This window comes from Microbulbifer sp. SH-1 (genome assembly GCF_011326135.1).
In the GTDB taxonomy this organism is placed as follows: domain Bacteria; phylum Pseudomonadota; class Gammaproteobacteria; order Pseudomonadales; family Cellvibrionaceae; genus Microbulbifer; species Microbulbifer harenosus.
Map to the genome: position 1 here is coordinate 3,788,920 of NZ_CP046948.1, position 23,546 is coordinate 3,812,465.

The following is a 23,546-nucleotide window of genomic DNA, read 5'->3' on the forward strand; positions in this document are numbered from 1 at the left end:
CGCCCCCTCAGGGTGACTGCCGCTCCGGTGGCGCCGCTGCCGGCGGCTCTTCCGGGGGCAGCTGCCGCGGCGGACGGCGCATTTCCAGATACCGCTTGATATACGGCTTGTGGGTGTAGATCACATCGTCCGGCAGCCGGTGCAAGTCGAAGAAGCGATAACCGTAGATTTCCCCGTCGCCAATGGCGATGTGCTGATCCTTCAGGCGTCCGCGAATGGCGATATTAATGATTCCGGAGCGCGGCACCTTGTTCACCTCCAGTACCTCGAACTCGTCGATCTTGATATTCAGTTCCTCGCGCAACTCGCGGCGCGCCGACTCCTCGAACGACTCATTGTGCTCCATCCAGCCCCCGGGCAGTGCCCACTTGTCCTGGTAAGTGTGGCGCACCAGCAGCAGCTGATTGTTGCGCTCGACGAAGTAGACCATCCCCACCACAAACTTGTCGGTGAGTGCGTAAGAGATATTCCAGCGTATTTTCGGCGGCAGCTTGCGATAGAGCTCGTATTTGAGCCCGGGAAATACCACAAAGGCGCTCGCCGTCAGCAGACCCAGCGCCAGCAGTAGGAGAATGGCTTTTTTCACAAATGATCGCATGGTCCCGGGACTGCTTCTTTCACCACAATGACTGTCAGAGTGTATCCGACCCGTGTCGGCGCTTTCGAGTTCGGTTGCGGGCCCGGAATTTGTTTCGGGCTATAGTGCACTAACTGCCCGCTGCATGGTCAGACCCCAATAATAACCCGCGGTTTCGCCGGCCCCGTTACGCGGCAGCCCGCCAAGGAATCACGTTATGTCGTCAATTCGTTCCCGGATTCTGGCTGCCTGGCCTCCTCTCACCGGTCTGCTCATGGCGGGGGTGGTTGGCCTCGCCTCCGCGCAGGCAGCGGAAGACGGTCCGGCTGCTGCCGCCACTGAGCCCGCGCGGCTCGAATCCGTGGTCATCGCCGCGATTGAGCCGCTGGTGGAAAAATACCAGATACCGGGGATGGCGCTCGCCCTAACTATTAACGGTGAACCCTTTTTTTTCAACGTCGGTGACACTGCCCTCGAAGGCGGGGTGCCGGTCACCGAGCGCACCCTGTTTGAAATCGGCTCGGTGAGTAAAACCTTTACCGCCACCCTGGCCGCCTACGCGGCGGTGAAAGGTTCGCTGGATCTCGGCGAGCCCGTGAGTACTTATCTGCCACCGCTGCGTGGCAGCGCCATGGATTCCGTCTCTGTACTCAACCTCGCCACCCACACCGCCGGGCATTTCCCGCTACAGGTGCCGGCGGAAGTGCGCAGCGACCAGCAACTGCTGGACTATTTTCGCACTTGGCAACCACAGTACACACCCGGCAGCAAACGCACCTACTCCAACCCCGGCAGCGGCCTGTTGGGGTTGGTCGCGGCGCGCAGTCTGAACCAGCCCTTCGCCCGCGCGATGGAGGAGCACATCTTCCGCGGCCTGGGGTTGTCCGAGACCTATATCGACGTGCCGCAGGAGAAAATGTCGGGCTATGCCGAGGGTCACAACAGCAGTCACCAGCCGGTGCGCCTGGATATGGGGCTATTGGGGAGGGAAGCCTACGGCGTGCGCTCAAGCGCCGCCGACCTGACCCGCTACCTGGCGGCGCAGATGCAGATGGTTAAAGTGGGGGCGGACCTGGGGCGAGCGTTGCAACAGACCCGTCACGGCTATTTCGAAACGGATTACTATGTGCAGGACATGGTGTGGGAACAGTACACACTGCCTGTGGATCGGGGCCAGCTGCTGGCGGGAAATTCGCGGGCGATGATTGCCGGCGACCACCCGGTGCGCGGGATTGTGCCCGCGCTGCAACCGCAGAACAATGTCCTGATCAACAAGACCGGCTCTACCGGCGGCTTCTCTACCTATGTGGCGTTCATTCCGGAAAAACGCTTCGGTTTCGTGCTGCTTGCCAACAAGTATTTTCCCAACGAAGAGCGGGTAGCGGTGTTGTATGAAATTCTGGAGTCCTTGATCCCCCAGGCTACTGCGGCAACCACAGAAAAGGAGTGACCTTGTGAAACCAACCTATGTCCTGATGGCAATCGCGGCCACGGCGCTAGCCGCGTGCAGCAACCAGCAGCTATACGATGGCATCCAACAGAATCGCATACAGCACTGCGAGCGGTACCCGGACAGCCAGTATGCCCAGTGTGTGGCGCAATACCAGAAAGATTACCGGGAATACGAGCGCGAACGGCAGGAGCTGCTGAACGAAAGCGGAAACTGATGGTGTAAGCAGGAATATCGCATGCGCGACGCAGCCGCGAAGAAAATGTCGGTGAATGAACGCCCCTTTGTCGGCACGGTGCACTCCGAAACGGACGCGAGAACCGGCGTGCGCCATGTGCGCTGTGAATTTGATTCTGCCGGCTACCAGGCGACGTTATACGCGGAGCTGGGCATTGCCATGCCCGAGGCTATCGCGCGTTCGGTGCCCAAACGACAGGCAGAGTTTCTCGCGGGGCGCTACGTCGCGCGGCTGGCTCTGCAGGACCTTGCGCCGGCGCACTACCGGGATATGCAGGTGGGGATTGGCGAGCAGCGCAATCCGCTGTGGCCGGACGGTGTGGTGGGCTCCATCTCCCATATGGACCGTGTGGCGGTATGCGCGGTGAATCACCGTGTGGACATGGATTATCTCGGTATCGATGTGGAGGCTCTCATCCCCGCCCGGGTCTGCCGCGAGATCGCCACAATAGTGGCAACTCGCCAGGAGCGGGAACTGCTCAGCAATCAGGGACTGTCCGAGCGGGTCGCGCTCACACTCATCTTTTCCGCCAAGGAGAGCCTGTTTAAAGCGCTGTATCCTTCGGTGCGGGATTATTTCGGTTTCGAAGTCGCCGAGGCCGTCGAACTGCGCCTTGAGGAGCAGACGCTGGTGTTGCGCCTTACCGAGCACTTCGCCGCGAAACACGGCCTGCCGCGGGATTACGTCTGCCAGTTCACGCTGGGTGAGAAATGGATTCAGTCGGTCACCTGTGGCAAGTTTCCTGAACCTGTGTGTTAACGAGTTGTTGAATAGGATGTCGGTCTGCTTCCTGCATGGTTGATCCCCCTGGGCTGTTTGCCGGATTTTTCTGACCGGCCGCAGCCCGCTCTTCCGGGCGTGGTGCTCCCCCCGTCCAGCCTATATGATGGACCGCAGGCGGCCGCACAATGAACAAGGCCGCCTGCGGTCCATCTTTTTGTCTGTATGCAGTGTAAAAATAATGAAGCAGATGTTGCTGCCGCGCCGCGTCGCGCGCGTCTTGTGGTCAATTGTCACCCTTCTGGTCATATTCTCAGCCGAGGCAGAGCCAGTGAGCACGGCGGAATACCAGGTGGCGCCGCGCCCCGACTGGGTGCAGCCGCTGGCGCTGCCGGAGGGCGAGAGCCGCGGCGAGGCACCGGCGGACGACGGCCTGCGCAATCTGCTGCTGGACAGCCAGATCAATCTCGCCGGCGACAAGAAAGAGCGCTTTTTCCGCTTCGTGATGCAGCCGCTGCGCCAGCAGGGCCTGCAGCAGATTTCCAGCATCAGCCTGGGCTTCTCCCCGGCCTATGAAGAACTGATCATTCACGATGTCAGCGTGGTGCGCGACGGTGTGCGCAGCGACCGACTGCAATCGGCGGACATCAAATTGTTCCAGCGCGAAGAGGAGCTCGACAAGGATCTGTACGCGGAGCGCTGGACCGCGATGCTGCTGCTGAAAGACCTGCGTATCGGCGATATCGTCGAGTACAGCTACACCGTGCGCGGCAGCAATCCGGTGCTGGGCGACCGCTTCTTCGGCCGTGAACTGCTGGCCTGGGGCGTGGCTATCGAACGGATATACATCGGTCTGCTGAGTCCTAAGGCACAACCGCTGTATGTGCGCACCAGCGATGGCATCACCAGGGTCAAAAAACGCAGTGAAGGCGAACTGACCCGCTACTTTGTCGACATCCGCAACAGCGCGGCGCTGCGCCAGGAAGACGGCGTGCCCGAGTGGCTCTCCCCCTATCCCTATCTCGAATACACCCAGTACGCCGACTGGCAACAGGTAAACGGCTGGGCGAATACTCTCTACGGCGCCGCCGCCGATCCGGTGCCGGCGGAGTTTGGCCGCTGGCTGCAGGAACTGCGCGGCAGCCCCGCGCACAAGGCCGCGGCTGCAACCCAGTGGATTCAGGAGCACATCCGCTATTTCGGCATCGAACACGGAGTGAATTCCCACCTGCCGTCATCGCCGCTGGAAACCTACGACCGGCGCTTCGGCGATTGCAAGGATAAAACGGTGCTGCTGATCGCGGCGCTGCGCCACCTCGGCATTGAGGCGCACCCGGCGCTGGTGTCTTCGGTGGAAAACCTGGACCTGGATGCGCGCTTGCCGTCCCCGGGTCAGTTTGACCATGTGATTACCACGTTTGAACTCGACGGCAAGCGCTACTGGGTAGACCCCACCGCTACCAGCCAGAGCGGTGCGTTGCAGGCCATGTCGCTGCCGGATTTCAACTGGGCGCTGGTGGTCGACGGCGAGGGCGAAAACCTCACCAGAATCGAGCCGGTAGCGGCGGAGCAGCTGAGCGCGCGCATTTCCGTACAGGAAACCCTGACCCTGGATCACAACCGCCAGTCGGCGGTGTTCGAAGTAGTCAGCCACTATGTGGGCTGGAGCGCGGAAGACATGCGCGCTTACGCCGGCTATCGCGATGTGGACACCGTCACCAATGATTTCCTGCAGTTTTACGCGCGCTATTTTCCCTCCATCGAAAAGCTCGAACCGGTGGAAATCACGGAAGTCGAAGGGAGCAACGAGCTGCGTGTGCGGGAAAAATATCGGCTGCGCAATCTCGGCGAGAACAGCGGCGGCCAGAACCTGCTGAAGCTCGCTGCCGCCAGCGTGGTGGCGAATATTTCTCTGCCGAAGGCGCGCCAGCGCGAACACCCATTTCGCTTGCCGGGGCAACTGCAGGTGGATGAGCGCTTCACCGTGATCGCCAAAAACAGCGGCGACCTGCGCTGGCTGAATGGACAGAATGCCGAGACCATCAATAATCCCTGGTTCGAATTCTCCCGCGATGTGGAGAAGTCGCCGAAACAGGTAACGGTGAATTACCGCTATCAGTCACTGGACAAATCCGTTGCGCCGGAGCGCTTCGGCGAATACCTGCAGGCCATCGACCGGCTCGACCCCAGCCTGACCTATTCCATATGGCTGGCACCCGCATCGGTGACACCGAACGAGCGGCGCGACCGCGCGCGCAACCTGGCGCGGGAGCTACTCGAGCGCAAATAGCGATGCGAGAAAATCAGACAGGAAAAATTATGGCCAATTTCAAAAGACACTGGCTGTGGGCGGGGTTGGCTGCGTTGCTGAGTGGCTGCGCGGCGCCCGGGGCTGTGGACTCCGGCACACCGCTAACGTCAACGCGCGAGTCGCTGCCCGCTGCGGCACCGGCCGATACCAGCGCCTTTTCACCGGAAATGTATCGCGAGGCCAACGCAAGGTTGGACGAGCTTGCGCAGAGAATACGACGCGATCCCGACGCGGTGCCCTTCGCGGAATTCTGGTCCGCGTATCTCCAGAGTTCGTACCTGCTGACCGCGGTGGACGATCGCGAGTCCTTCCAGGCGGAAATGGCCCGGCTGGCCGCCGATGAAAACAACGATTGTTCCGCGATGGACTGGGAGCTGTGGAGCGCGCGGAGTTTCTTCGAGCTTGAACCACACCTGGCGGCGCAGGAGTGTTATCAGTACCTCGGTGAGACCGAGCTTGCCCGCCAGCACGAGAACGCGGTGCAGTATATTTTGCGCGGCGTGCTTGGCAGTGGCGACGGTCAGAGCATAGACACCGCCTATGAAATCGCGCTGCTGGACCACGCGGGTGAAATCCTGCATCTCGCCGGCTATCAGGTGCGCGACAGTGTGTTGCAGCCGGTGGTGGGCGGTATCGGGCTGGTGTACGTGGTGACCGCGGAAGACCCGGACACTGGTGTGCAGCGGGAAGTATTCTTCGAAAACGAGCGCGCGATTAATGTCCTGCTCGGCGCAACTTATCCCTTTGCTGGTGTCGGTGGCAATTACGTCGAGCAGATCGTGCGTCCGCTGGCCGAGAGCGCTACCCCCTCGGCACAGATCGGGCTCGGGCGGCTGCTGGAAGACAGCGGTGAGACGGAGCTGGCGGCACAGCAGTTTTTAAATGCCACTGGCGCCGGCAGCGAGACGGCCGAGTTTCGCCTCGGGATACTCGCGCTGACCGGTAAGCTGGCCTCGCTGTCGCAGGCGGAGGGCGTCGATTTCCTGATGTCCGCCGCGCAGAAAGGCAGCGCGAATGCCATGGTCGGGCTTGCATTTGCCTATCGCCAGGGCCTCGGCGTTGAACCGAATGAGGAACTGTTTGAGCAGTTCATGGCGGCGGCGGACCAGCGCCTGGAGCCCGGGCGGGCGTGGATGCTGCTCTCTACGTACTTTTTTTCCGAGCGCTGGGATGCCTCACTGCACCAGGGCATTCCGTATGTGCGCCGGGCGGCCGAAGAGGGATTCCTCCCCGCGCAACTGCTGATACTGCAATCTGAACTGAAGCAGGGATGGCAGGACGCGGACCTGGAAGCCCTGTTGCCGCGTCTGCAGCCGATCGCCGAAGCGGGCGACACCGGTGCCCGCGTCGCTTACGCGCGCCGGGTGCTGACCGCACCCTCACCGCAGTCCGCTGCGCGCATCGCGCTTGCCAAGACTTATTTGGACGCCGCGCTGGCGGTGCACTCGGATGCCGCCTACGCTCTGCAGGGCGATCTGAGATGGGGCGAGCGCGATTTCCCGGGCGCTGAAAAAGCCTACTGGCAGGCCGTGTCGGATAGCGCCGGCCAGTTAGGGATGGCGAAGCTGCACCAGCAGCAGCGCCTGCCCGGTGCCGACCCGGAGCTTGCGGTGCTCTGGTACATGATGTGCGCCACCGCCGGAGACAGTGAGTGTCTCTACCAGATGGGCAAGCTGTTCCTGAGTGGCGAGGGCGTGGATCCCAACCCTGAGCTGGCGCGCACAGCGTTTAGTGAGGCGGCACAGAAGGGGCACCGGCAGGCATTGCTGGAGCTGGAAAAGGAGAGGTTGCGGCAATAAGCGCTTGGCGGGCATTCAGGCGGCCGTCTGAGTCACCGCGGTCGCGCTCAGTGGGGAAAGTGGCATTTCGGCGGCGTTTTATTGCACGTTTGACCAATAAATGACCTTTGTATAGGGTTGCGCCTTTATGTACTGAAGTACAAGGTTCCCCAGAATTTTCGCCCGAGGCGTGATCCATGGTTTCCAGTAGTGGAACTCAGCACAAGACTTCAGCCAGTGGTGGCCGCCAGTCGACCGTCAACAAGAAGGCAGAGAAGCGGGAAATCGCCAAGCGCAAGATCCTCAACGCCACTCTGAACCTGATCGCAGACGAAGGTCTCTCGTCTCTGTCGCACCGCAACATCGCCAAAGCCGCCGGCGTGCAGCTGGCGATGACCACCTATTATTTTCAGACATTCGACAATCTGCTGTTGTCGGCTTTTCATCTGTTTCTCGAGAATCTGCAGCCGGTGCTGGCGGAGCTCGGTGAGAATCAGAAGACGCTGATGCGGGAATGTGTAAACAGGGATGGGGTGCTGGTAGAAAAGGAAGCCTACATCACTGGCATCGGCGATCTGTTTGAGGCGTATTTTGACAGCGCGCTGGAGTCGCGGCGGCGGCAGCTGACCATTGAGAGCCAGTTCATGTTTGCGCAGTTCCTGCCAGACGTCCTCGCACGCGAAGTTCAGCAGTACACCGCCACCCTGAAAAAAGTCGCGGAACAGTTTTGCGCTCCTCTGTCGAACCACCACCTGAAGACCGATGGCGCCCTGCTGCTGGCGGTAGTTCAGTATCTCGAGTTCAGCGCCGTCGGCAGCGCCCCCTCTGACCGTCGCGAGGGCCGCGAGATGGTCGAGCGCTTGTTGCGCGGCTTCCTGCGGTCGTAACCGGCAGAGGGCTGAGTCCGCGGCCGGCAGCACCGGAAATCTGAGGTAATGGCCAAGGCCCGGTCGCGGTCGTTCAATGGTTTCCTGAACCTGACGGGGGACCTATGCAGAACTTCACCTTTTCCACCACCAAAACCATCGTGTGTGAGGCCGGCGCTGCCAGGCTATTGGCAGAGAGCTGCCGCGCCGCTGGCGCGGGCCGGGTTTTGCTGGTTACCGATGCCGGTATTCTCAATGCGGGTCTACTGGACGGCGTGCTGCCGGGCTTTGACCGTTCGGATCTGCGCCTCGGCATCTTCGACCGGGTGGAGGCGGACCCCAGCAGCGCCACGGTGGAAGCTGCGGTACATGCAGCGCGTGCGCTCGGAGCGGAAATGATCGTCGGCTTTGGCGGCGGCAGCGCCATGGACGTGGCGAAGGTGGTCGCGGTGCTGGCGCACCCCGATTGTCGCCAGTCACTCGATGAGCTCTACGGTGTTGGTAGCATCTGCGGACCGCGGCTACCCCTGTTGCAGGTGCCCACCACCGCCGGTACCGGTTCCGAAGTGACGCCCATCGCCATCATCACTACCGGCAAAACCACCAAGGCCGGTATCGTCTCCCCGCACCTGCAACCGGACACTGCGCTGCTGGACCCACAGCTCACCCTGGGGCTACCGCCGAAGGTGACTGCGGCTACCGGTATCGACGCTATGGTGCACGCTATTGAGGCCTATACCTCCGCGCACAAAAAAAATCCGGTCTCCGACATGCTGGCGCGCGAGGCGCTGCGGTTGCTCGCTGGCAATATCGCCAACGCCACCCACCGCGGGGATGACCTGAACGCCCGCAGCCAAATGCTGCTGGGCGCGCTCTATGCGGGCCAGGCATTCGCCAATGCACCGGTGGCCGCCGTGCACGCGCTCGCGTATCCGCTGGGGGGCTACTTCCATATTCCCCACGGCCTCAGTAATTCCCTGGTGCTGCCGCATGTTCTGCGGTTCAATGCCTCGGCGGCAGCCCCACTGTACGCGGAGCTGGCGCCACTTGTGATGGGTGGCCAGTGTGTTACCGGCAGCCCGCAGCAGAAAACCGGGCAGCTAATCGACTGGCTGGAAAGCCTGATTGTCGAACTGGGCCTGCCCAGCCGCCTGCGGGACTGCGGGGTAACGGAAGATCGCCTGCCGCAACTGGCAGAAGATGCCATGCAACAGCAGCGACTGCTGGTCAACAACCCCCGCGCTGTCACCGAGGCAGACGCCCTGGCGATCTACCGCGCCGCCTTCTGAAGCACCGGGAAGTAAGCACAGCCATGACCCATGACGATACGTTCACGCGCGATCACTACCGCGTGTTTTACCCCATCACCACCCGCTGGCACGACAACGATATTTACGGCCATATCAACAACGTGACCTATTACAGCTATTTCGACAGCGCGGTAAACCGCTACCTGATTGAAGAGGGCGGGATGGATATCCACAGTGCGCCTGTTGTCGCCTTCGTGGTCAACTCCAACTGTGATTACCGCGCCCCCCTGGCCTACCCGCAGCAACTGGAAGCTGGTATCCGGGTGGAGAAGCTGGGCAACAGCTCCGTGGTGTACCGGGTGGGAATCTTCGCTGCGGGGGAGAGGCAGGCGGCCGCCAGCGGAAGTTTCACCCATGTGTTTGTCGAGCGCGCGGTTCAGCGTTCCGCCCCGATTCCCGCCGATATCCGTGCGGCACTGGAGAGCATCACCTAGCGAGACGACAGGTTTGTTGCCTGTCTCCCGCAATCCCGCATCTGGCAGTTGTTCCCGGAATGGTCGACACCTGCTTTGACCGTTGCCGATATTTCGGTTAAATTAATTTGAATTGCAAATCAATTTATTGGCCGGATGCTATGACCAACCATTCAAGTAACGTGCGCGAACACTTTGGTATCCGCTTTTCCCTGCTGGCGCGGCGCTGGCGCCGTGCCATCGATACCCATCTCGCTGCGGCGGGGCTCACCGACGCCACCTGGGTTCCGCTGGTGCACCTGCAGGAGAGTGGCGATGGCATGACCCAGAAAACGCTGGCGGCACTGGTGGGCATCGACAGCTCCAGCCTGGTCCGGCTGCTGGATATCCTTTCCCGCGAGGGGCTGCTGGAGCGCCGTGCCGATACCACCGATGGCCGCGCCCGCCGGATCTACCTCACTCCTGCCGGCAGAAAACGCGTGGCGGAAATTCGCGCGCAGTTGTTGCGGGCGGAGGAAGCGCTGCTGGCGGATCTGTCTGATGCGGAGATCAGCACTATGCTCGGGCACTTTGAACACATTGCGCAGCGGATCGATGCACTGCAGCCGGAAAAACCGGAGGCGCAGTGAAGAGTCGGTGGTGGCCAACCGAGGGCCGTGCCGAGCCGGTACGACGTAGGGACGCAGCACGCCATCTTCTGCGCCCTGCGCGTGTACGCGAGAGCCTGGCATTGGCGCCGCAACCATTTATGCGCAATTCCGCCCTGGCGGGTATGCAGGCGGCGCTGACAGGCGTTATCGCGCTGCCGCTGGTGTATCTCTCCCCCTGGTCGCACCTGATTGGCTACGCGTCCCTCGGTACCCTGGCGGCACTGTTCGGGCGTTTCGCCCAGGGTACCGGGCGCAACCGGATCGTACTGGCCAGCGGTTTCTGGCAAACCTTTGCGGTGCTCAGCGTGTCCGCGGCCATCTGGCTCGGCGCGCCGTTTGCGGTGCAACTGCTACTGCTCGCGGTGCTGTGTGGACTGTTTGCGGTGGTGGCCGTGCAGGGGAAGTTCGGTCCCCCGGGTCCGCTGATCTTCATCTTCGCGGCCGGCGCGTCGATGAGCGAGGTGCAGAGCTGGCAGGCGGTGCTGGAGCGTGGCGCGGCGACGGCCGGTGTGGCCGCACTGGCCTGGGTGGTGTGTGTACTGACGGAATTTATCCGCCAGCAAGCGCGCGACGGCATCTCCTTCCCCGCTGACCCAGTGCGGTCTCCCCGCCAGCACCTAGTGGTTGCGATGCGCATCGGCAGCGGTGCACTGGCTGCGGCCTGCGCGGCTAAAGTCATGGGCGCACACTTTCCCGCCTGGGCCGCAATGGGCGCGGTGGCGGTGATGCAGGGGGCACATCTGCACACCAATATGCACCGTGCGCTGCAGCGTATGCTCGGCACCGTGCTGGGCGCGGGGTTGGTTTGGTTGATCCTGTCATGCGGCCCCTCGGTCTGGGTGCTGATCGCGCTGATCGCCATATTCCAGGTTGTGACAGAAATCGTGATTGGCTCGAACTATGCTCTTGGGCAGATCCTGGTAACGCCCATGGCACTGCTGATGACTTATCTGGCCAGCCACGGAGAAGCCGCAAGCGCGCAACTGGTACCCGAGCGAGTGCTGGATACTCTGGTAGGTGCGGTTGTCGGCATGCTGCTGGCGGTAGTGTGTTCCACATTGGAAGACCGGGCGTCCCTCGCGCGCCACCTTGTCTCCTCGGAGCAAAATTGAGGGCCGCTTTCGCCGCTGCACAAGCGCAATCGCGGCGTGAGAACAACGCTTTGTGTTATTGCGGTTAGTGTCTTGTTGTTAACGGAAGGATGGCAAATCATGCCGGAAAATATCCTGCAACCGGAAATTCTGTTTGTGTCTCACGGTGGCGGACCACTGCCGTTGCTCGGAGACCCGGGGCACCGGGAAATGGAGGTGTGCCTGCAAAATATTGCCGCTCGTCTGCGCAAACCATCCGCGATACTGGTTGTCAGCGCCCACTGGGAAGAGCGAGTACCCACCATCACTGTCGCCAGCAATCCGCCGCTGGTTTACGACTACTACGGTTTTCCCGAGGCGGCTTACCATATCCAGTACCCGGCCCCTGGCGATCCGTCGCTGGCGCAACAGGTCTTTGAGACGTTGTCCGGAGCCGGTATTGAAACCGCGAGGGATGCGAACCGGGGATTTGATCACGGCCTTTTCGTGCCATTGAAAATCCTGTTTCCAACGGCGGACATTCCCTGTGTTCAGCTATCCCTGAAGCGCACCCTGAACGCGCAGGAGCATCTGGAGATAGGCGCCGCACTTAACGAATTGAAATGGGAGAACCTGCTGGTTGTGGGTTCCGGCTTCTCATTCCACAACATGCGCGCTTTCTTCGCCGAGGAAACGGAGGAATCCCGCGGGCTAAACATCGCGTTCGAGCAATGGCTGCAGGAAACCTGTGCCAGCGAGGCGATGTCCGAATCCGAGCGGATGCAGCGGTTGGCTCTCTGGGAAAAAGCGCCGGGTGCCCGTTTTTGCCATCCGCGCGAAGAGCACCTGTTGCCACTACATGTCTGTTGCGGGTTGGCGAGCAGACCCTGTACAGAAGCGTTTATGTTAAACATTCTCAATAAGAGAGCGAGTATGTATCTCTGGCAGTAACCTTATCCTTGACGATACCTCTGGGGGTGCAGGATGAGACGCTGGAGAAAGCGCGCCTCTCTACTCGCGTATCGTTCAGGGCTTTTTTGCGCTGAGTCTTGGCCAGACCTGAGTGGTGCCAGCAGCGAACAGCATCCCAATCCCCAGGCATATCCCCGAACTGACGAGCCAGAACAGCAAACTGTTACCCGGAAACAAGGCGGTGATACCGAAAAAGGCAACACCGCGCAGAAGAAAGATAGAGGAAATAGTGCACAAGCCTGTGCGCAACAGCGGTAGCCGGAGGATCACGCGAGCGCCAGAAAGAGCATAAAGCGAGCACAGCAACAAAATCGCGACGATAGTTGAAGTTACTGCGGTGGGATACCAGTGGCCCTGTTCAGACAGCTGGGCCATTTCCTCCCCCGCGCCAAAGAAACGATACCAGTCGCCACCAAAAACAATACATCCAAGGTGAGCAATTGCCGCAAGAGCCGTGCACATTGCCGCTAAAATAAGCAGGCGGTTTTTATCCGAATCCATGGTTCCTTCCTGATTCCAATGGCGAAACAAATCGCATCCACGCTTTACGAGTTTAATAAGGCCAATTTAGCTCCGAAGCCAAGAAAGAAAACGCCGGTGACGGATTTCAGCCATCTGGAAAATCCGGTGCTAACTGACAGCCCTTTCAGCTGAGTCAAAAGAATGACCATGGCTGAAAACCAGACCAGGTTAACGGCGGCGTGGGCGGAGACCAGAATATAAGCAAGTGGCGCGCTATCGCTGAATGGCAGAAATTGCGGAAAAGCCGCCAAGTAAAACATGGATACTTTCGGGTTTAGCGCATTGGTAATAAAGCCTTCAAGAAAAGCTACGCGCATAGATTTTCTATTCTCGCGCGGATCGGAAGGCGAACTCGCTGCGTTCGGTGCGACTCTCCAGGCGGACAGGATTGATTTAATACCAAGCCAGCAGAGGTATGCTGCGCCAAGAATTTTAAAAACAAAAAATATCTCTGCTGATTGTAAAAGCAGAACCGAAATACCGAATACAGACAGCGTTCCGTGAACATAAAATGCTGCAATGAACCCCAAGATATTGGCAAACCCCGCCTTGCTGCCAGAGGTGGGTACTGTTTTTACGATCAGGGCACCATTGGGGCCGGGCGATATCACAAGCAGTGTCGCCATGAGTACGAACGTAGCTATATTTACCAAGTCCATGTTCAGAGTCTATCGTGTATAAATGTTACTGGTGGAAACTCGCAGAGCCAGCAGGATCAAAGTCCGTGAAACCGCGCTGCGCATAAAAATGGCTTTCCACCTGGAGCGATCTGGCGCAACCAGTAGTGGCTGCTGACTTTGTCAGATTTTTTCCGGCAGGGCGGGAAACTCGGGACTGTCCTGTATGCTCTCAACCCAGGTGCACCTGTCTTCGCAAAATATCCTGTCATCCGGTGCAATTTGCAGATTCTCGTTGAGGCTTCCCGCTGGGATTACCAGGCGTGTACCAGCGCGATTTATATAGGGAACCCCGGAACCACAAACCTTGCAGAATTGTTTTGCCCAACTCTGGGCTGAGGCCAACTCGAAGCGTTGAATGGAATCCTCTCCAGATATCCAGCAGATATTCTTGGGGTCGGTAAAGAGGTTTGATGCATGGGCGGAGCCGGTAGAGTGCCTGCAGCGGGAGCAATAACAAATATGGAATGCTGATATTGTGCCGTTTACTTCAAATCTAACGGTTCCACACAGGCACTGGCCGGAAGCTCCTGCTAACTCTTTGCTCATAATCTGATCTCAGTTCTTGGATCCCTGGTTTAACCGCTCCGTGGGCTGTCGGAAAAACAGCCTGCCCGACCGGGCCGAGGGTGGCCGCCTTCTGCGGTGTTAGGTATTTCCCCCCGGGTGGGCGGTTAAATATATCTGCAAAGCCGGTTTATGTTCGATTTTTTTCTTCCGATCTGAGCGTAAGTACTTCGCAGCCCTGATTCGTCACCAGCACGGTATGTTCCCATTGCGCAGACAGTTTTTTGTCCCGTGTTACCACTGTCCAGCCGTCTTTCTTGGTTTTGGTTTTATACGTGCCCTGGTTGATCATGGGTTCGATGGTGAAGGTCATACCTGCTTGCAGTGCTTCACCGGTGCCCGGGCGGCCATAGTGGAGGATCTGCGGGGCTTCGTGCATTTCGCGGCCGATGCCGTGGCCGCAGTATTCCCGTACCACGCTGTAACCTTGCTTCTCTGCATACTGCTGGATGGCGTGGCCAATGTCGCCGAGGGTTGCCCCGGGGCGCACGGTTTCAATGCCTTTCCACATGGCCTCGTAGCTGGCCCGCACCAGCTGGCGGGCGGCGGGGGCAACGTCGCCGATCAGGTACATTTTGCTGGAGTCGGCAATAAAACCGTCTTTCTCCAGGGTGATGTCCAGGTTGACGATATCGCCGTTTTTCAGCTTGCGTGAGGCGCTTGGCATACCGTGGCACACGACTTCGTTGATGGAGCTATTCAGGGAATAGGGGTAGTCGTACTGACCTTTACTGGCGGGGCGTGCCTTCAGGGTGTTGGTGATGAAGTCCTCCACCTGGCGGTCGATTTCCATGGTGGTGATGCCGGCGGCGACGAAGCCGTCCAGCATCTGGAAGACCTGACTCAGAAGCTGTCCGGAATGACGCATCAGCTCCTGCTCCCGCGGCGTTTTCAATTGCACCTTAGTCACGGGTGAGAGCCTCCAGGCTGGGAGCGGGGTTGCGCAGCAGCATTTTGCACAGCTGGTTGTAGGTAAGGTCCGGGTTGAGTTCTGCGAGCATGCCAATCCGCACCCAAAACTCGGCCTGAGCGTTGATGGAGCGCGACATGACCGTACTGGCCTGGCGGATCTCATCGTGCAGTGCATCGGATATTTTGACGATTCCCATGGTGGTCTCCGCTTGTGTGATTGCACGCATTATATATGGATCGTATATGAAGCGTATATCCCGGTGGGGTGGCATGTGGCGACGGTGATTCTGCCGTGCGCGCAGTCCGGTGGAAAATTGCGTAAGCTTGCGGATTCCAACAACCCCGATGTTCTCCGAGTTCTGTTTTGCGCCCGTATTCCCCGCCTGTCGAACCTTATCTCGATGTTGTCTACAGCGATGCCTACCTGTTGGTGCTGGACAAGCCCAGCGGCCTGCTCACCGTGCCCGGGCGCCATCCGACCCACAGGGACTGCCTCGCCAGCCGCGCGCAGGCGGAATACCCGGATGCACTGATCGTGCACCGCCTGGATATGGATACCTCTGGGTTGGTGGTAATGGCGCTTGGGTCGGAAGTGCATCGACAACTGAGCGCGCTGTTCCAGAACCGACAGGTGGAAAAAAGCTATCTTGCGCAGGTGTGGGGAGAGCCGGGAGAGAGCAGCGGTGAGGTAAATCTGCCGCTGATCTGCGACTGGCCGAACCGGCCAAAACAGAAAGTGGATTTCGAGCACGGCAAGCCGTCGCTGACCCGCTGGCGGAAACTCGACAGCGACGGCGCAACGAGCCTGCTGCAGTTGACCCCGGTCACGGGTCGTTCCCACCAGTTGCGTGTACACATGCAGGCCCTCGGCCACCCGATTCTGGGTGATCCTTTCTACGCCCACAGGGAGGCGCTCGCCGCGGCACCGCGTTTGCTGCTGCATGCGCAGGAACTGGGTTTTGAGCATCCGGTGCTGGGAAAAGAAATGCACTTTTTGTGCAACCCGGGAGCGGAATTTCAGCTCGGGAAAAATTGAACGAATAGGGTGGTAAAAGATTCGACGCGGAGGAAACACGCCTCGCCTGTCCAGGCACTTCTTATGACTTGTTGACGCCACCCGCGCTCACAAATTTGATCACATTTTAAGGCGGGGATAAACATGCCCCCGAGCATGTCGCTCTAGACGTCCCGCATGAACTTCTGCATGAACTTCTAAAGGTAACTGGGTATCATTCCCGCTCCGGCACAAGGTTTGCAAAAGACACTGCGCGGAAGACGCTGCAGAAGTCGCTGTATTAGGTGCGTACAAAAATAGAGTCAAAGGGAGTTCGACGGTGGTTGTCTCTATTCAAACCCTGGGCGGTTTGGCGCTTTTTAATGACGGTATTGAAGTCAAATTACCGGCCTCAAAACGCACGCGCGCACTGCTTGCCTACCTGGCCATTACCGGCCGCCCCCATCGCCGCGACAGCCTTTGTGAAGCCCTGTGGGAGACCCCGAATGACCCGCGGGGAGCGCTGCGTTGGTCGCTGAGCAAACTGCGCCCCCTGGTCAATTCGCCGGAGCGAGAGCGCCTGCAGGCCGACCGCGAGCGCGTATCACTGGTGATCACCGATATCGCCATTGATACCCATAACATTGCCGAAGAACTGCAGAATCCCGAGTTGCCCGCCTCCCGGCTGCAGGAAATCATCAGGCTCCTCAGCACCCCCTTTCTCGAAGGCCTGGACCTGCCGGAACAGAATGTGTACCAGCTCTGGCTCAATGCGGAGCGCCGTGCGCTGGAGCGGCTGTTCGCCGGAGTCTGTGCCCGCCTGGCGCGTCATAACGAGAGCCCTCTGGATGAACAATTGCTGTGGGCCCGGCGCTGGCACGAACTGGAGCCGTTGAACCCGTCCGCTGCGACAGCACTGGTTACACAACTGGATCGCATGGGGCTGGCCCTTGAGCTCGCCTCTCTCGGCGCTGAGCTCGACAGCCGGTTCACCAAGGCCGGTATCAGCTGGTCTGCAGATGCGCGCGCCGCGGCGGACAGCAAAAGCAATCCCTCCGCGGGCCCCACGGAGCGCGAGCTGCTGGCACGGCAGAAAATCCACTTCTGCAAAGCTGCAGATGGGGCGCGCATTGCCTACGCCTCGGTGGGAGAGGGAGCGCCCATCGTCAAAGCCGCCAATTGGCTGACACACCTCGAGCACGATTGGGACGCGCCCATCTGGAGCCCGCTGTTTCGCGATCTCGCGTCTGACCATCGTTTTATCCGCTACGACGAGCGCGGCAACGGTCTGTCTGACTGGAATGTCAGTGATATTTCATTTGATGCGTTTGTTACCGACCTGGAAACAGTGGTGGATGCCTGCGGGGTGGAACAATTTTCCCTGCTCGGTATTTCACAGGGCGCAGCGGTATCCATTGAATATGCGGTGCGCTATCCCGAGCGGGTGAAGCACCTGATACTGTTCGGTGGTTATGCGGCCGGGTGGCGTATTGGCGCCAGCGAAGCGCTAACCCGCGAGCGGGAAGCGGTGATGACTCTGACCGCCACCGGCTGGGGGCAGGATAATCCGGCCTACCGCCAGATTTTTTCTTCCACGTTTATGCCCACCGCCAATGCCGAAGAGTTTGCCTGGTTCAATGAATTTCAGCGGTTGACCACATCGCCGGAAAATGCGGTGCGTTTCCTGTCGGTGTTTGCCGACATCGACGTGCGCGAACAACTGGCCAGGGTCAAAGTACCCACTCTGGTGATCCATTCACTGGGTGATCAGCGTATTCCGGTGGATGTGGGGCGAGACCTCGCAGCGTCGATTCCCAATGCGGAATTTGTCGGGTTGGACAGCAACGGCCATTTGCTGTTGGGGCGAGAGCCTGCATCCAAGTTGTTTGTGGAAACCGTGCGCGAGTTTATTGCCCGGAACTAGCGCGCTTTTACCGCTGGCGCCACTGCCTCGAATTCCTGGTTGGCGATGTCAGCGATCCTGCATTCTTAGCGACGACATCACGTTTTCTTTTCAAGTATCTCTTCCATGCGGGATTTCCACGCCACTCGCGTTATTTTCATTCCAATTACCACGGTTGTTACTACGCTCGCTACCACACCGCTCGGCTAACCTCCATCCCGCAATCGAAGCTCTCACAGGCGAAGTACGGATCACAGGATGGATACAACATGAGCGAGCACGCGCGCCTGGCCAAACTGAACGTCTCGCTCGCATTTACCTCGCACCAGTCGAACATTCTCTATCGCCACCAGGCGACATTGGGAATGCGCTACGCATTCTGAGCCAGAGGTAAAACTACCTTTTTCGCTATCGGGGGGCTTATGCCCCCCTTTTTTTTCGCTGCGCCCTCAGGTGGTGACATGCAGGCGCACGTCGATATTGCCGCGGGTGGCATTGGAGTAAGGACACACCTTGTGCGCCTGCGCCACCAGCGCTTCTGCATCAGCCTGGGCAAACCCGGGGAGGTTTACGTGCAGGTCGACCTCAAGACCAAAGCCGCCCTCCACCTGGCCGATACCGACCTCGCCGCGCACGCTGGCGGTTGCCGGGATTGCGACCTTGGACTGGCCGCCGACAAATTTCATGGCGCCGATAAAACAGGCGGAGTAGCCCGCGGCGAACAGCTGCTCCGGATTGGTGGCCGCGCCGCCACTACCGCCCAGTTCTTTCGGGGTGGTGAGCGCGAGGTCCAGCACGCCGTCTGAAGAAACGGCTTTGCCGTCGCGTCCACCGGTCACTGTGGCTGAAGCGGTATAAAGAGTTTTCATGATTCCATCTCCTCTGTCGTTCGTGTTTGCGGTGATGCCGGCTTGCATCGTCGCTGTCGTGATTGCGGGAATAAAGTTATCGCGATAACAGTTATTGCGATAATTGATTGTGGCTATGTGCCCGATAGCACTGCCGGGTTGTCAGCGGCTCGGGAGGCAGGGTGGTCCTGCTCGCGGTGATGGACTGGGAATCGCGACTGGGCGCTAACGATGGGCGCGGGTGAAGGTCAAAGATGGGTATTGAGCGTATCGCGCAGTGTATCCAGCTGCAGCTTCAGTTTGCGTGCGGTTTTCTCATCCAGCCCGCTGATGCAGAACACCCGTTCGGGGATATCTTTGGCCTGTTGCTGCAGCCTGCGGCCCGCCGCCGACAGCTGAATCAGTACCCGGCGGTCGTCTTGCGGGTCGCGCTGGCGCTCGATCAGGTCCTGGCGCTCCAGGCGGCGGATGACTGGGCTCAGGGCACCCTTGTCCTGCATCAGGCGGGCACTGAGGTCTGTAATCGTGATGCCGTCCTGTTCCCACAGCACCATCATCATCAGGTACTGGGGGTAGGTGAGTCCCAGCTCATCGAGAATCGGCTTGTACAGTTTTCCCATCGCCAGCGAGGTGGAGTAGAGACTGAAGCAGAGCTGGTTGTCGAGTCTGAGGTTGTCGTCTTGAGATTTGGCCATTAGCGCCGGACGCCTTGCATCGAACGTGGATGGCAAGTGTAAAACAAGCCGGCGCGGAATAGGCATGATGCCCTGAATGAAAAAGGGCGGTCCGAAGACCGCCCTGTCGCTTGCGCGGCCAGTTATTTCTTGCCTTTCATCGCCGCCGCCAGTAGGTCGCCCATGCTGCCGCGGCCGCCGTTGCCCGCGGGTTGCTGGCGATTTTTGTTATTGTGGCGCTGCGCCTGGCGAGACTCGCGATGGTCGCCCTTCTGCACGCCGCCGCTGCCCTGTTCGCCGGGCTCGTCGCTCATGCGCATGGACAGGCCGATACGCTTGCGCGCCACGTCCACTTCCATCACTTTCACCTTGACGATGTCGCCGGCCTTCACCACTTCGTGCGGATCCTTGACGAATCGCTCCGACAGCGCGGAGATGTGGACCAGACCGTCCTGGTGTACGCCGATATCCACAAATGCGCCGAAGTTGGTGACATTGGTGACGGTGCCTTCCAGCACCATGCCCGGGCGCAGATCCTTGATCTCTTCCACGCCCTCTTCGAACTTGGCGGTGCGGAATTCCGGGCGCGGGTCGCGGCCGGGTTTTTCCAGTTCGGCGATGATGTCTTTTACCGTGGGCAGACCGAATTTTTCATCGGTGTAGTCCATCGGGTTCAGCTTGCGCAGGAACGCGGAGTCGCCGATCAGGCTGTTGATCTCGCGGCCGTTTTTCTCGGCGATGCGCTTGACCACAATGTAGGACTCCGGGTGCACGCCGGAGCGGTCCAGCGGGTTCTCGCCGTTGTTGATGCGCAGGAAGCCGGCGGCCTGTTCGAACGCCTTGGGTCCGAGGCGCGGCACTTCCTTCAGCTGGTCGCGGCTCTTGAAGGCGCCGTTCTGGTCGCGGTAGGTCACAATGTTGGCGGCGATGGAGGCGGTGAGGCCGGACACCCGCGCCAGCAGCGGCGCGGAGGCGGAGTTCAGTTCGGCGCCCACGCCGTTCACACAGTCTTCCACCACCGCATCGAGCGAGCGCGCCAGCTGGGATTGGGATACGTCGTGCTGGTACTGGCCCACACCGATGGACTTGGGGTCGATCTTCACCAGCTCCGCAAGCGGGTCCTGCAAACGGCGCGCGATGGAGATGGCACCGCGGATGGTCACGTCCAGATCCGGGAATTCCTTGGCGGCAAATTCGGACGCCGAGTACACCGAGGCGCCGGCCTCGTTGACCACAACTTTCTGCACATTGAGTTTGTACTGCTTGATGGTGTCGCCGACGAACTTGTCGGTCTCGCGGCTGGCGGTGCCGTTGCCGATGGCGATCAGGCCCACGTCGTATTTGTTGCAGAAGGCGGCGATGATCGCGGCGGATTCCTGGATGCGATTCTGCGGCGGCGTGGGGTAGATGGCGGTGTGGTCCAGCACCTTGCCGGTGGCGTCCACTACCGCGACCTTGACGCCGGTGCGCAGGCCCGGGTCGAGGCCGATGGTGGCCTTCTGGCCGGCGGGGGCCGCCAACAGCAGGTCTTTCAGATTGCGGGAGAACACCTTGATGGCCTCTTCTTCCGCCATTTCGCGCAGCTGGCCAAGCAGGTCGGTTTCCAGGCTGGTGAGCAGCTTGATGCGCCAGGTCCAGCGCACCACTTCACCCAGCCATTTGTCGGCGGCGCGGCCCTGATCTTCGATCTCCACGTGGCGCGCGATCATCGCTTCGCAGGGGTGCGCCTGCGAGGGCGTGCGCTCTTCGTCACCGTCGAGGCCCAGGTTGATGGCGAGGATACCCTCGTTACGGCCGCGGAATATGGCCAGCGCGCGGTGGCTGGGCACCTTGGAGAAGGGCTCGGCGTATTCGAAGTAGTCGCGGAACTTGGCGCCTTCCTCTTCCTTGCCCTCCAGCAGCTTGGACTTGACCAGGCCGTCGCGGCTCAGGAAGTCGCGCAGCTTGCCCAGCAGTTCGGCGTCTTCGGCGAAGCGCTCCATCAGGATGAACTTGGCTCCGTCCAGCGCGCTCTTGATGTCTTTCACGTGCAGGGCGGGGTCTTCGTTGTCGCTGGTGAGGTACTTCTGCGCTTCCTCTTCCGGGTTCAGGGCCGGGTCGGCATAGAGGGCGTCGGCTAGTGGTTCGAGGCCTGCTTCGATGGCGATCTGGCCCTTGGTGCGGCGCTTGGGTTTGTAGGGGAGGTAGAGGTCTTCGAGGCGGTTCTTGGTGTCGGCGGCGTTGATCTGCGCGGCCAGTTCCGGGGTCAGCTTGCCCTGCTCGTCGATGCTTTTCAGGATCGCGGCGCGGCGCTCTTCCAGCTCGCGCAGGTAGCGCAGGCGCTCTTCCAGGGTGCGCAGCTGGGTGTCGTCCAGCTCGCCGGTCACTTCCTTACGGTAGCGGGAAATAAAGGGCACGGTGGCGCCCTCGTCCAGCAGGCCCACGGCAGCGGCCACCTGTTGCGGGCGCACGTTGAGTTCTTCGGCAATACGGGCGTTGATATCCAGCATATTGTTCTTTACATCCTCGGGAAGTCATCAGGGTTCACGGTTCGACGGCCGCGCCGGACCCGGTCGCAAATACGGGCGCGCTAATGGGCCTTGGCAGCGATAGCGGGTGAACGGTTAGTGTCCAACTGCGGGTGCTGACCGAAAAAATTCGGCGGCCATTATGGGCCATGCGAGGGCACTGACCAACATGGAAAGGGCGTGAAATTGTGCGGCGTGAATTGCGCACAGTACGCATTTGCGGTCAAGCGCATTTTGCTGCGACGGCCTGCACCCGGGGACAGTTCCAATGTTGTGCAACACCTGTAGAATGCCCGACTAGTTAAATTTTGATCAGTGGAAGCATCTGTGAATCCTTCGAACAAAAGTACAAGTAAAAACAAAGTCTTGGGTCTTGTGGTTCTAGTTGGTGCGGCTGCGATAGCCGCGGTTGTGTTGATGGCGCCAAAACCTGAGGAAAAAGTTGCTGAAGCGGCGGTGCCGCCGGTGGCGGATATTCTCTACGCGGAGCCTGGCCGCCACACGTTATTGGTACCGAGCCAGGGTTCGGTGCACGCCCGTCACGAGATTGAAGTGGTGGCGCGGGTTGGCGGCGTGATCGAGAGCGTGAGCGATGCGTTCGTGCCCGGTGGCTTCTTCAAGCAGGGCGATTCACTGATCCAGATCGAGTCCGCGGACTACCGTCACCAGCTGACCCGCACCGAATCCCAGGTGGCTACCGCCGCCGCGTCCCTGGCCCAGGAGCAGGGGATGGCGAAGCAGGCCAAGCGCGAGTGGCGAGACCTGGGCACCGCCACCGCCAACGATCTGTTCCTGCGCAAGCCGCAGCTGGCCGCCGCGGAAGCCGCGCTGGCCGCCGCCAAGGCGGACCGCGACCAGGCCAGGCTGGATCTCGACCGCACCGCGGTGAAAGCGCCGTTCGCCGGCCGCGTGGTGGAGACTCTGGTGGATATCGGCCAGTTCGTGTCGCCGGGCACCAAGCTCGCGCGCATTCACAGCACCGGTGTGGCGGAAGTGCGCCTGCCGCTGACGGACCATCAACTGTCGCTGCTTGAGCTGCCGCTGGGCCGCGCCATCGACAATGGCCCGGCCGTGCGCATGACCGCCAACCTGGCCGGCCAGCAGCGCGAGTGGCGCGGGCAGATCGTGCGCACCGAGGCGGCGATCGATCCCAACAGCCGCTTTGTGTACGCCGTGGCGCAGGTCGCCAACCCCTACCAGGGTGAGGCGCCGCTGATCAACGGCCTGTTCGTGGAAGCGCAGATCGCAGGCAAGACCTACGACGACATCACCCTGCTGCCGCGCCAGGCGCTGCACGAGGGCAACCATATCCTGGTGCTGAACGAGGAAAACCAACTGGGCTTCCGCGACGTGGAACTGCTGCAGGCGGTGGGTGACCAGGTGTGGCTGCGCGGCGATATCGCCACGGGTGACAAGGTCGTGGTCTCGAGCCTCGGCTATTCCCGCGAGGGCATGGTGCTGAGCCCGAACCCGCTGAATGAAAAGCCCGCGTCTGGCCTGATGCTCGGTGACAAGGCCCCGGAGTCCGATGACGTCGCCGAGCAAGGCGCCAAGGGCAGCACCGCCTCCGCACAGGGAGCCTACTGA

At 60.4% G+C, this 23,546-nt stretch carries 23 protein-coding genes; 14 read left to right on the forward strand and 9 right to left on the reverse strand.

From position 1 onward, the window contains the following. Positions 1-7 precede the first annotated feature (7 nt). Positions 8-598, reverse strand: coding sequence for an NUDIX hydrolase (locus tag GNX18_RS15620; RefSeq protein ID WP_138234432.1), 591 nt, complete (start codon positions 596-598; stop codon positions 8-10). A gap of 196 nt (positions 599-794) precedes the next feature. Here GNX18_RS15620 and ampC point away from each other — a divergent pair, with 196 nt between their 5' ends. From ampC to GNX18_RS15675, 11 genes are all read left to right on the forward strand, one after another. After that, positions 795-2,027 (forward strand): class C beta-lactamase, encoded by a 1,233-nt coding sequence (gene ampC, locus GNX18_RS15625; RefSeq protein WP_240914035.1) that lies wholly within the window; start codon positions 795-797, stop codon positions 2,025-2,027. Between the two features lie 4 nt (positions 2,028-2,031). Beyond that, the gene (locus GNX18_RS15630) at positions 2,032-2,244 is read left to right on the forward strand and encodes a hypothetical protein (protein ID WP_166219247.1); all 213 of its coding nucleotides are present in this window, start codon (positions 2,032-2,034) and stop codon (positions 2,242-2,244) included. A gap of 21 nt (positions 2,245-2,265) precedes the next feature. Next, positions 2,266-3,024 (forward strand): 4'-phosphopantetheinyl transferase, encoded by a 759-nt coding sequence (locus GNX18_RS15635; RefSeq protein ID WP_166219249.1) that lies wholly within the window; start codon positions 2,266-2,268, stop codon positions 3,022-3,024. 202 nt (positions 3,025-3,226) lie between these two features. Next, positions 3,227-5,275, forward strand: a complete 2,049-nt coding sequence (locus tag GNX18_RS15640; protein WP_166219251.1) for a DUF3857 domain-containing transglutaminase family protein — start codon at positions 3,227-3,229, stop codon at positions 5,273-5,275. A 29-nt stretch (positions 5,276-5,304) separates the two neighbouring features. After that, a complete protein-coding gene (locus tag GNX18_RS15645; protein WP_166219253.1) occupies positions 5,305-7,095 on the forward strand; it encodes an SEL1-like repeat protein in 1,791 nt (596 codons plus the stop codon). Between the two features lie 176 nt (positions 7,096-7,271). Beyond that, entirely contained in the window at positions 7,272-7,961 is a 690-nt protein-coding gene (locus GNX18_RS15650) for a TetR/AcrR family transcriptional regulator (protein WP_166219255.1), read from the forward strand. Positions 7,962-8,065: 104 nt separating this feature from the next. After that, a complete protein-coding gene (locus GNX18_RS15655) occupies positions 8,066-9,229 on the forward strand; it encodes an iron-containing alcohol dehydrogenase (RefSeq protein ID WP_166219256.1) in 1,164 nt (387 codons plus the stop codon). A 23-nt stretch (positions 9,230-9,252) separates the two neighbouring features. Then, positions 9,253-9,684 carry a thioesterase family protein gene (locus GNX18_RS15660; protein ID WP_166219258.1) on the forward strand — a complete coding sequence of 144 codons (432 nt, stop codon included), beginning with the start codon at positions 9,253-9,255 and terminating at the stop codon, positions 9,682-9,684. 140 nt (positions 9,685-9,824) lie between these two features. Beyond that, positions 9,825-10,292 (forward strand): MarR family winged helix-turn-helix transcriptional regulator, encoded by a 468-nt coding sequence (locus tag GNX18_RS15665; RefSeq protein ID WP_138234440.1) that lies wholly within the window; start codon positions 9,825-9,827, stop codon positions 10,290-10,292. 119 nt (positions 10,293-10,411) lie between these two features. Next, positions 10,412-11,425, forward strand: a complete 1,014-nt coding sequence (locus GNX18_RS15670; RefSeq protein ID WP_138234441.1) for an FUSC family protein — start codon at positions 10,412-10,414, stop codon at positions 11,423-11,425. A 99-nt stretch (positions 11,426-11,524) separates the two neighbouring features. Then, a complete protein-coding gene (locus GNX18_RS15675; protein WP_166219260.1) occupies positions 11,525-12,334 on the forward strand; it encodes a class III extradiol ring-cleavage dioxygenase in 810 nt (269 codons plus the stop codon). A gap of 75 nt (positions 12,335-12,409) precedes the next feature. On the opposite strand, the gene GNX18_RS15680 is transcribed toward GNX18_RS15675, so the two are convergent. The 5 genes from GNX18_RS15680 to GNX18_RS19710 all read right to left on the reverse strand — a co-directional run bounded on the left by GNX18_RS15680 (position 12,410) and on the right by GNX18_RS19710 (position 15,230). Then, complete coding sequence (locus tag GNX18_RS15680; RefSeq protein ID WP_166219262.1) at positions 12,410-12,856, reverse strand: hypothetical protein; 447 nt, start codon at positions 12,854-12,856, stop codon at positions 12,410-12,412. A 44-nt stretch (positions 12,857-12,900) separates the two neighbouring features. Beyond that, positions 12,901-13,536, reverse strand: coding sequence for a LysE family translocator (locus tag GNX18_RS15685; RefSeq protein WP_166219264.1), 636 nt, complete (start codon positions 13,534-13,536; stop codon positions 12,901-12,903). Positions 13,537-13,677: 141 nt separating this feature from the next. After that, on the reverse strand, positions 13,678-14,103 hold the full coding sequence (locus GNX18_RS19880; protein WP_138234445.1) for a GFA family protein: 426 nt from the start codon (positions 14,101-14,103) through the stop codon (positions 13,678-13,680). Positions 14,104-14,251: 148 nt separating this feature from the next. Further along, complete coding sequence (gene map / locus GNX18_RS15695; protein ID WP_371808078.1) at positions 14,252-15,031, reverse strand: type I methionyl aminopeptidase; 780 nt, start codon at positions 15,029-15,031, stop codon at positions 14,252-14,254. Beyond that, on the reverse strand, positions 15,024-15,230 hold the full coding sequence (locus GNX18_RS19710; protein WP_240914036.1) for a ParD-like family protein: 207 nt from the start codon (positions 15,228-15,230) through the stop codon (positions 15,024-15,026). Before GNX18_RS19710 ends, map begins: the two co-directional genes overlap by 8 nt. A 167-nt stretch (positions 15,231-15,397) precedes the next feature. Between GNX18_RS19710 and GNX18_RS15700 the strand changes: the two genes are divergently transcribed. Next, entirely contained in the window at positions 15,398-16,069 is a 672-nt protein-coding gene (locus GNX18_RS15700) for a pseudouridine synthase (protein ID WP_166219268.1), read from the forward strand. Positions 16,070-16,367: 298 nt separating this feature from the next. Further along, positions 16,368-17,951, forward strand: a complete 1,584-nt coding sequence (locus GNX18_RS15705) for an alpha/beta hydrolase (RefSeq protein ID WP_240914037.1) — start codon at positions 16,368-16,370, stop codon at positions 17,949-17,951. A 428-nt stretch (positions 17,952-18,379) separates the two neighbouring features. Here the strand turns inward: GNX18_RS15705 and GNX18_RS15710 are convergent, their stop codons facing one another. The 3 genes from GNX18_RS15710 to GNX18_RS15720 all read right to left on the reverse strand — a co-directional run bounded on the left by GNX18_RS15710 (position 18,380) and on the right by GNX18_RS15720 (position 21,941). Further along, complete coding sequence (locus GNX18_RS15710; RefSeq protein ID WP_166219270.1) at positions 18,380-18,799, reverse strand: organic hydroperoxide resistance protein; 420 nt, start codon at positions 18,797-18,799, stop codon at positions 18,380-18,382. 227 nt (positions 18,800-19,026) lie between these two features. After that, positions 19,027-19,473, reverse strand: a complete 447-nt coding sequence (locus GNX18_RS15715) for a MarR family winged helix-turn-helix transcriptional regulator (RefSeq protein WP_166219272.1) — start codon at positions 19,471-19,473, stop codon at positions 19,027-19,029. Positions 19,474-19,595: 122 nt separating this feature from the next. Beyond that, positions 19,596-21,941 (reverse strand): Tex family protein, encoded by a 2,346-nt coding sequence (locus GNX18_RS15720; RefSeq protein WP_138234450.1) that lies wholly within the window; start codon positions 21,939-21,941, stop codon positions 19,596-19,598. Between the two features lie 435 nt (positions 21,942-22,376). Here GNX18_RS15720 and GNX18_RS15725 point away from each other — a divergent pair, with 435 nt between their 5' ends. Further along, entirely contained in the window at positions 22,377-23,546 is a 1,170-nt protein-coding gene (locus tag GNX18_RS15725) for an efflux RND transporter periplasmic adaptor subunit (protein ID WP_240914038.1), read from the forward strand.

Bases quoted from the DNA above. Each gene is read 5' to 3' on its own strand.
- GNX18_RS15620 (WP_138234432.1), bottom strand. From the start codon at position 598: ATGCGATCATTTGTGAAAAAAGCCATTCTCCTACTGCTGGCGCTGGGT.
- ampC (WP_240914035.1), top strand. From the start codon at position 795: ATGTCGTCAATTCGTTCCCGGATTCTGGCTGCCTGGCCTCCTCTCACC.
- GNX18_RS15635 (WP_166219249.1), top strand. From the start codon at position 2,266: ATGCGCGACGCAGCCGCGAAGAAAATGTCGGTGAATGAACGCCCCTTT.
- GNX18_RS15640 (WP_166219251.1), top strand. From the start codon at position 3,227: ATGAAGCAGATGTTGCTGCCGCGCCGCGTCGCGCGCGTCTTGTGGTCA.
- GNX18_RS15645 (WP_166219253.1), top strand. From the start codon at position 5,305: ATGGCCAATTTCAAAAGACACTGGCTGTGGGCGGGGTTGGCTGCGTTG.
- GNX18_RS15650 (WP_166219255.1), top strand. From the start codon at position 7,272: ATGGTTTCCAGTAGTGGAACTCAGCACAAGACTTCAGCCAGTGGTGGC.
- GNX18_RS15655 (WP_166219256.1), top strand. From the start codon at position 8,066: ATGCAGAACTTCACCTTTTCCACCACCAAAACCATCGTGTGTGAGGCC.
- GNX18_RS15660 (WP_166219258.1), top strand. From the start codon at position 9,253: ATGACCCATGACGATACGTTCACGCGCGATCACTACCGCGTGTTTTAC.
- GNX18_RS15665 (WP_138234440.1), top strand. From the start codon at position 9,825: ATGACCAACCATTCAAGTAACGTGCGCGAACACTTTGGTATCCGCTTT.
- GNX18_RS15670 (WP_138234441.1), top strand. From the start codon at position 10,412: ATGCGCAATTCCGCCCTGGCGGGTATGCAGGCGGCGCTGACAGGCGTT.
- GNX18_RS15675 (WP_166219260.1), top strand. From the start codon at position 11,525: ATGCCGGAAAATATCCTGCAACCGGAAATTCTGTTTGTGTCTCACGGT.
- GNX18_RS15680 (WP_166219262.1), bottom strand. From the start codon at position 12,856: ATGGATTCGGATAAAAACCGCCTGCTTATTTTAGCGGCAATGTGCACG.
- GNX18_RS15685 (WP_166219264.1), bottom strand. From the start codon at position 13,536: ATGGACTTGGTAAATATAGCTACGTTCGTACTCATGGCGACACTGCTT.
- GNX18_RS19880 (WP_138234445.1), bottom strand. From the start codon at position 14,103: ATGAGCAAAGAGTTAGCAGGAGCTTCCGGCCAGTGCCTGTGTGGAACC.
- GNX18_RS19710 (WP_240914036.1), bottom strand. From the start codon at position 15,230: ATGGGAATCGTCAAAATATCCGATGCACTGCACGATGAGATCCGCCAG.
- GNX18_RS15710 (WP_166219270.1), bottom strand. From the start codon at position 18,799: ATGAAAACTCTTTATACCGCTTCAGCCACAGTGACCGGTGGACGCGAC.
- GNX18_RS15715 (WP_166219272.1), bottom strand. From the start codon at position 19,473: ATGGCCAAATCTCAAGACGACAACCTCAGACTCGACAACCAGCTCTGC.
- GNX18_RS15720 (WP_138234450.1), bottom strand. From the start codon at position 21,941: ATGCTGGATATCAACGCCCGTATTGCCGAAGAACTCAACGTGCGCCCG.
- GNX18_RS15725 (WP_240914038.1), top strand. From the start codon at position 22,377: ATGGCGCCAAAACCTGAGGAAAAAGTTGCTGAAGCGGCGGTGCCGCCG.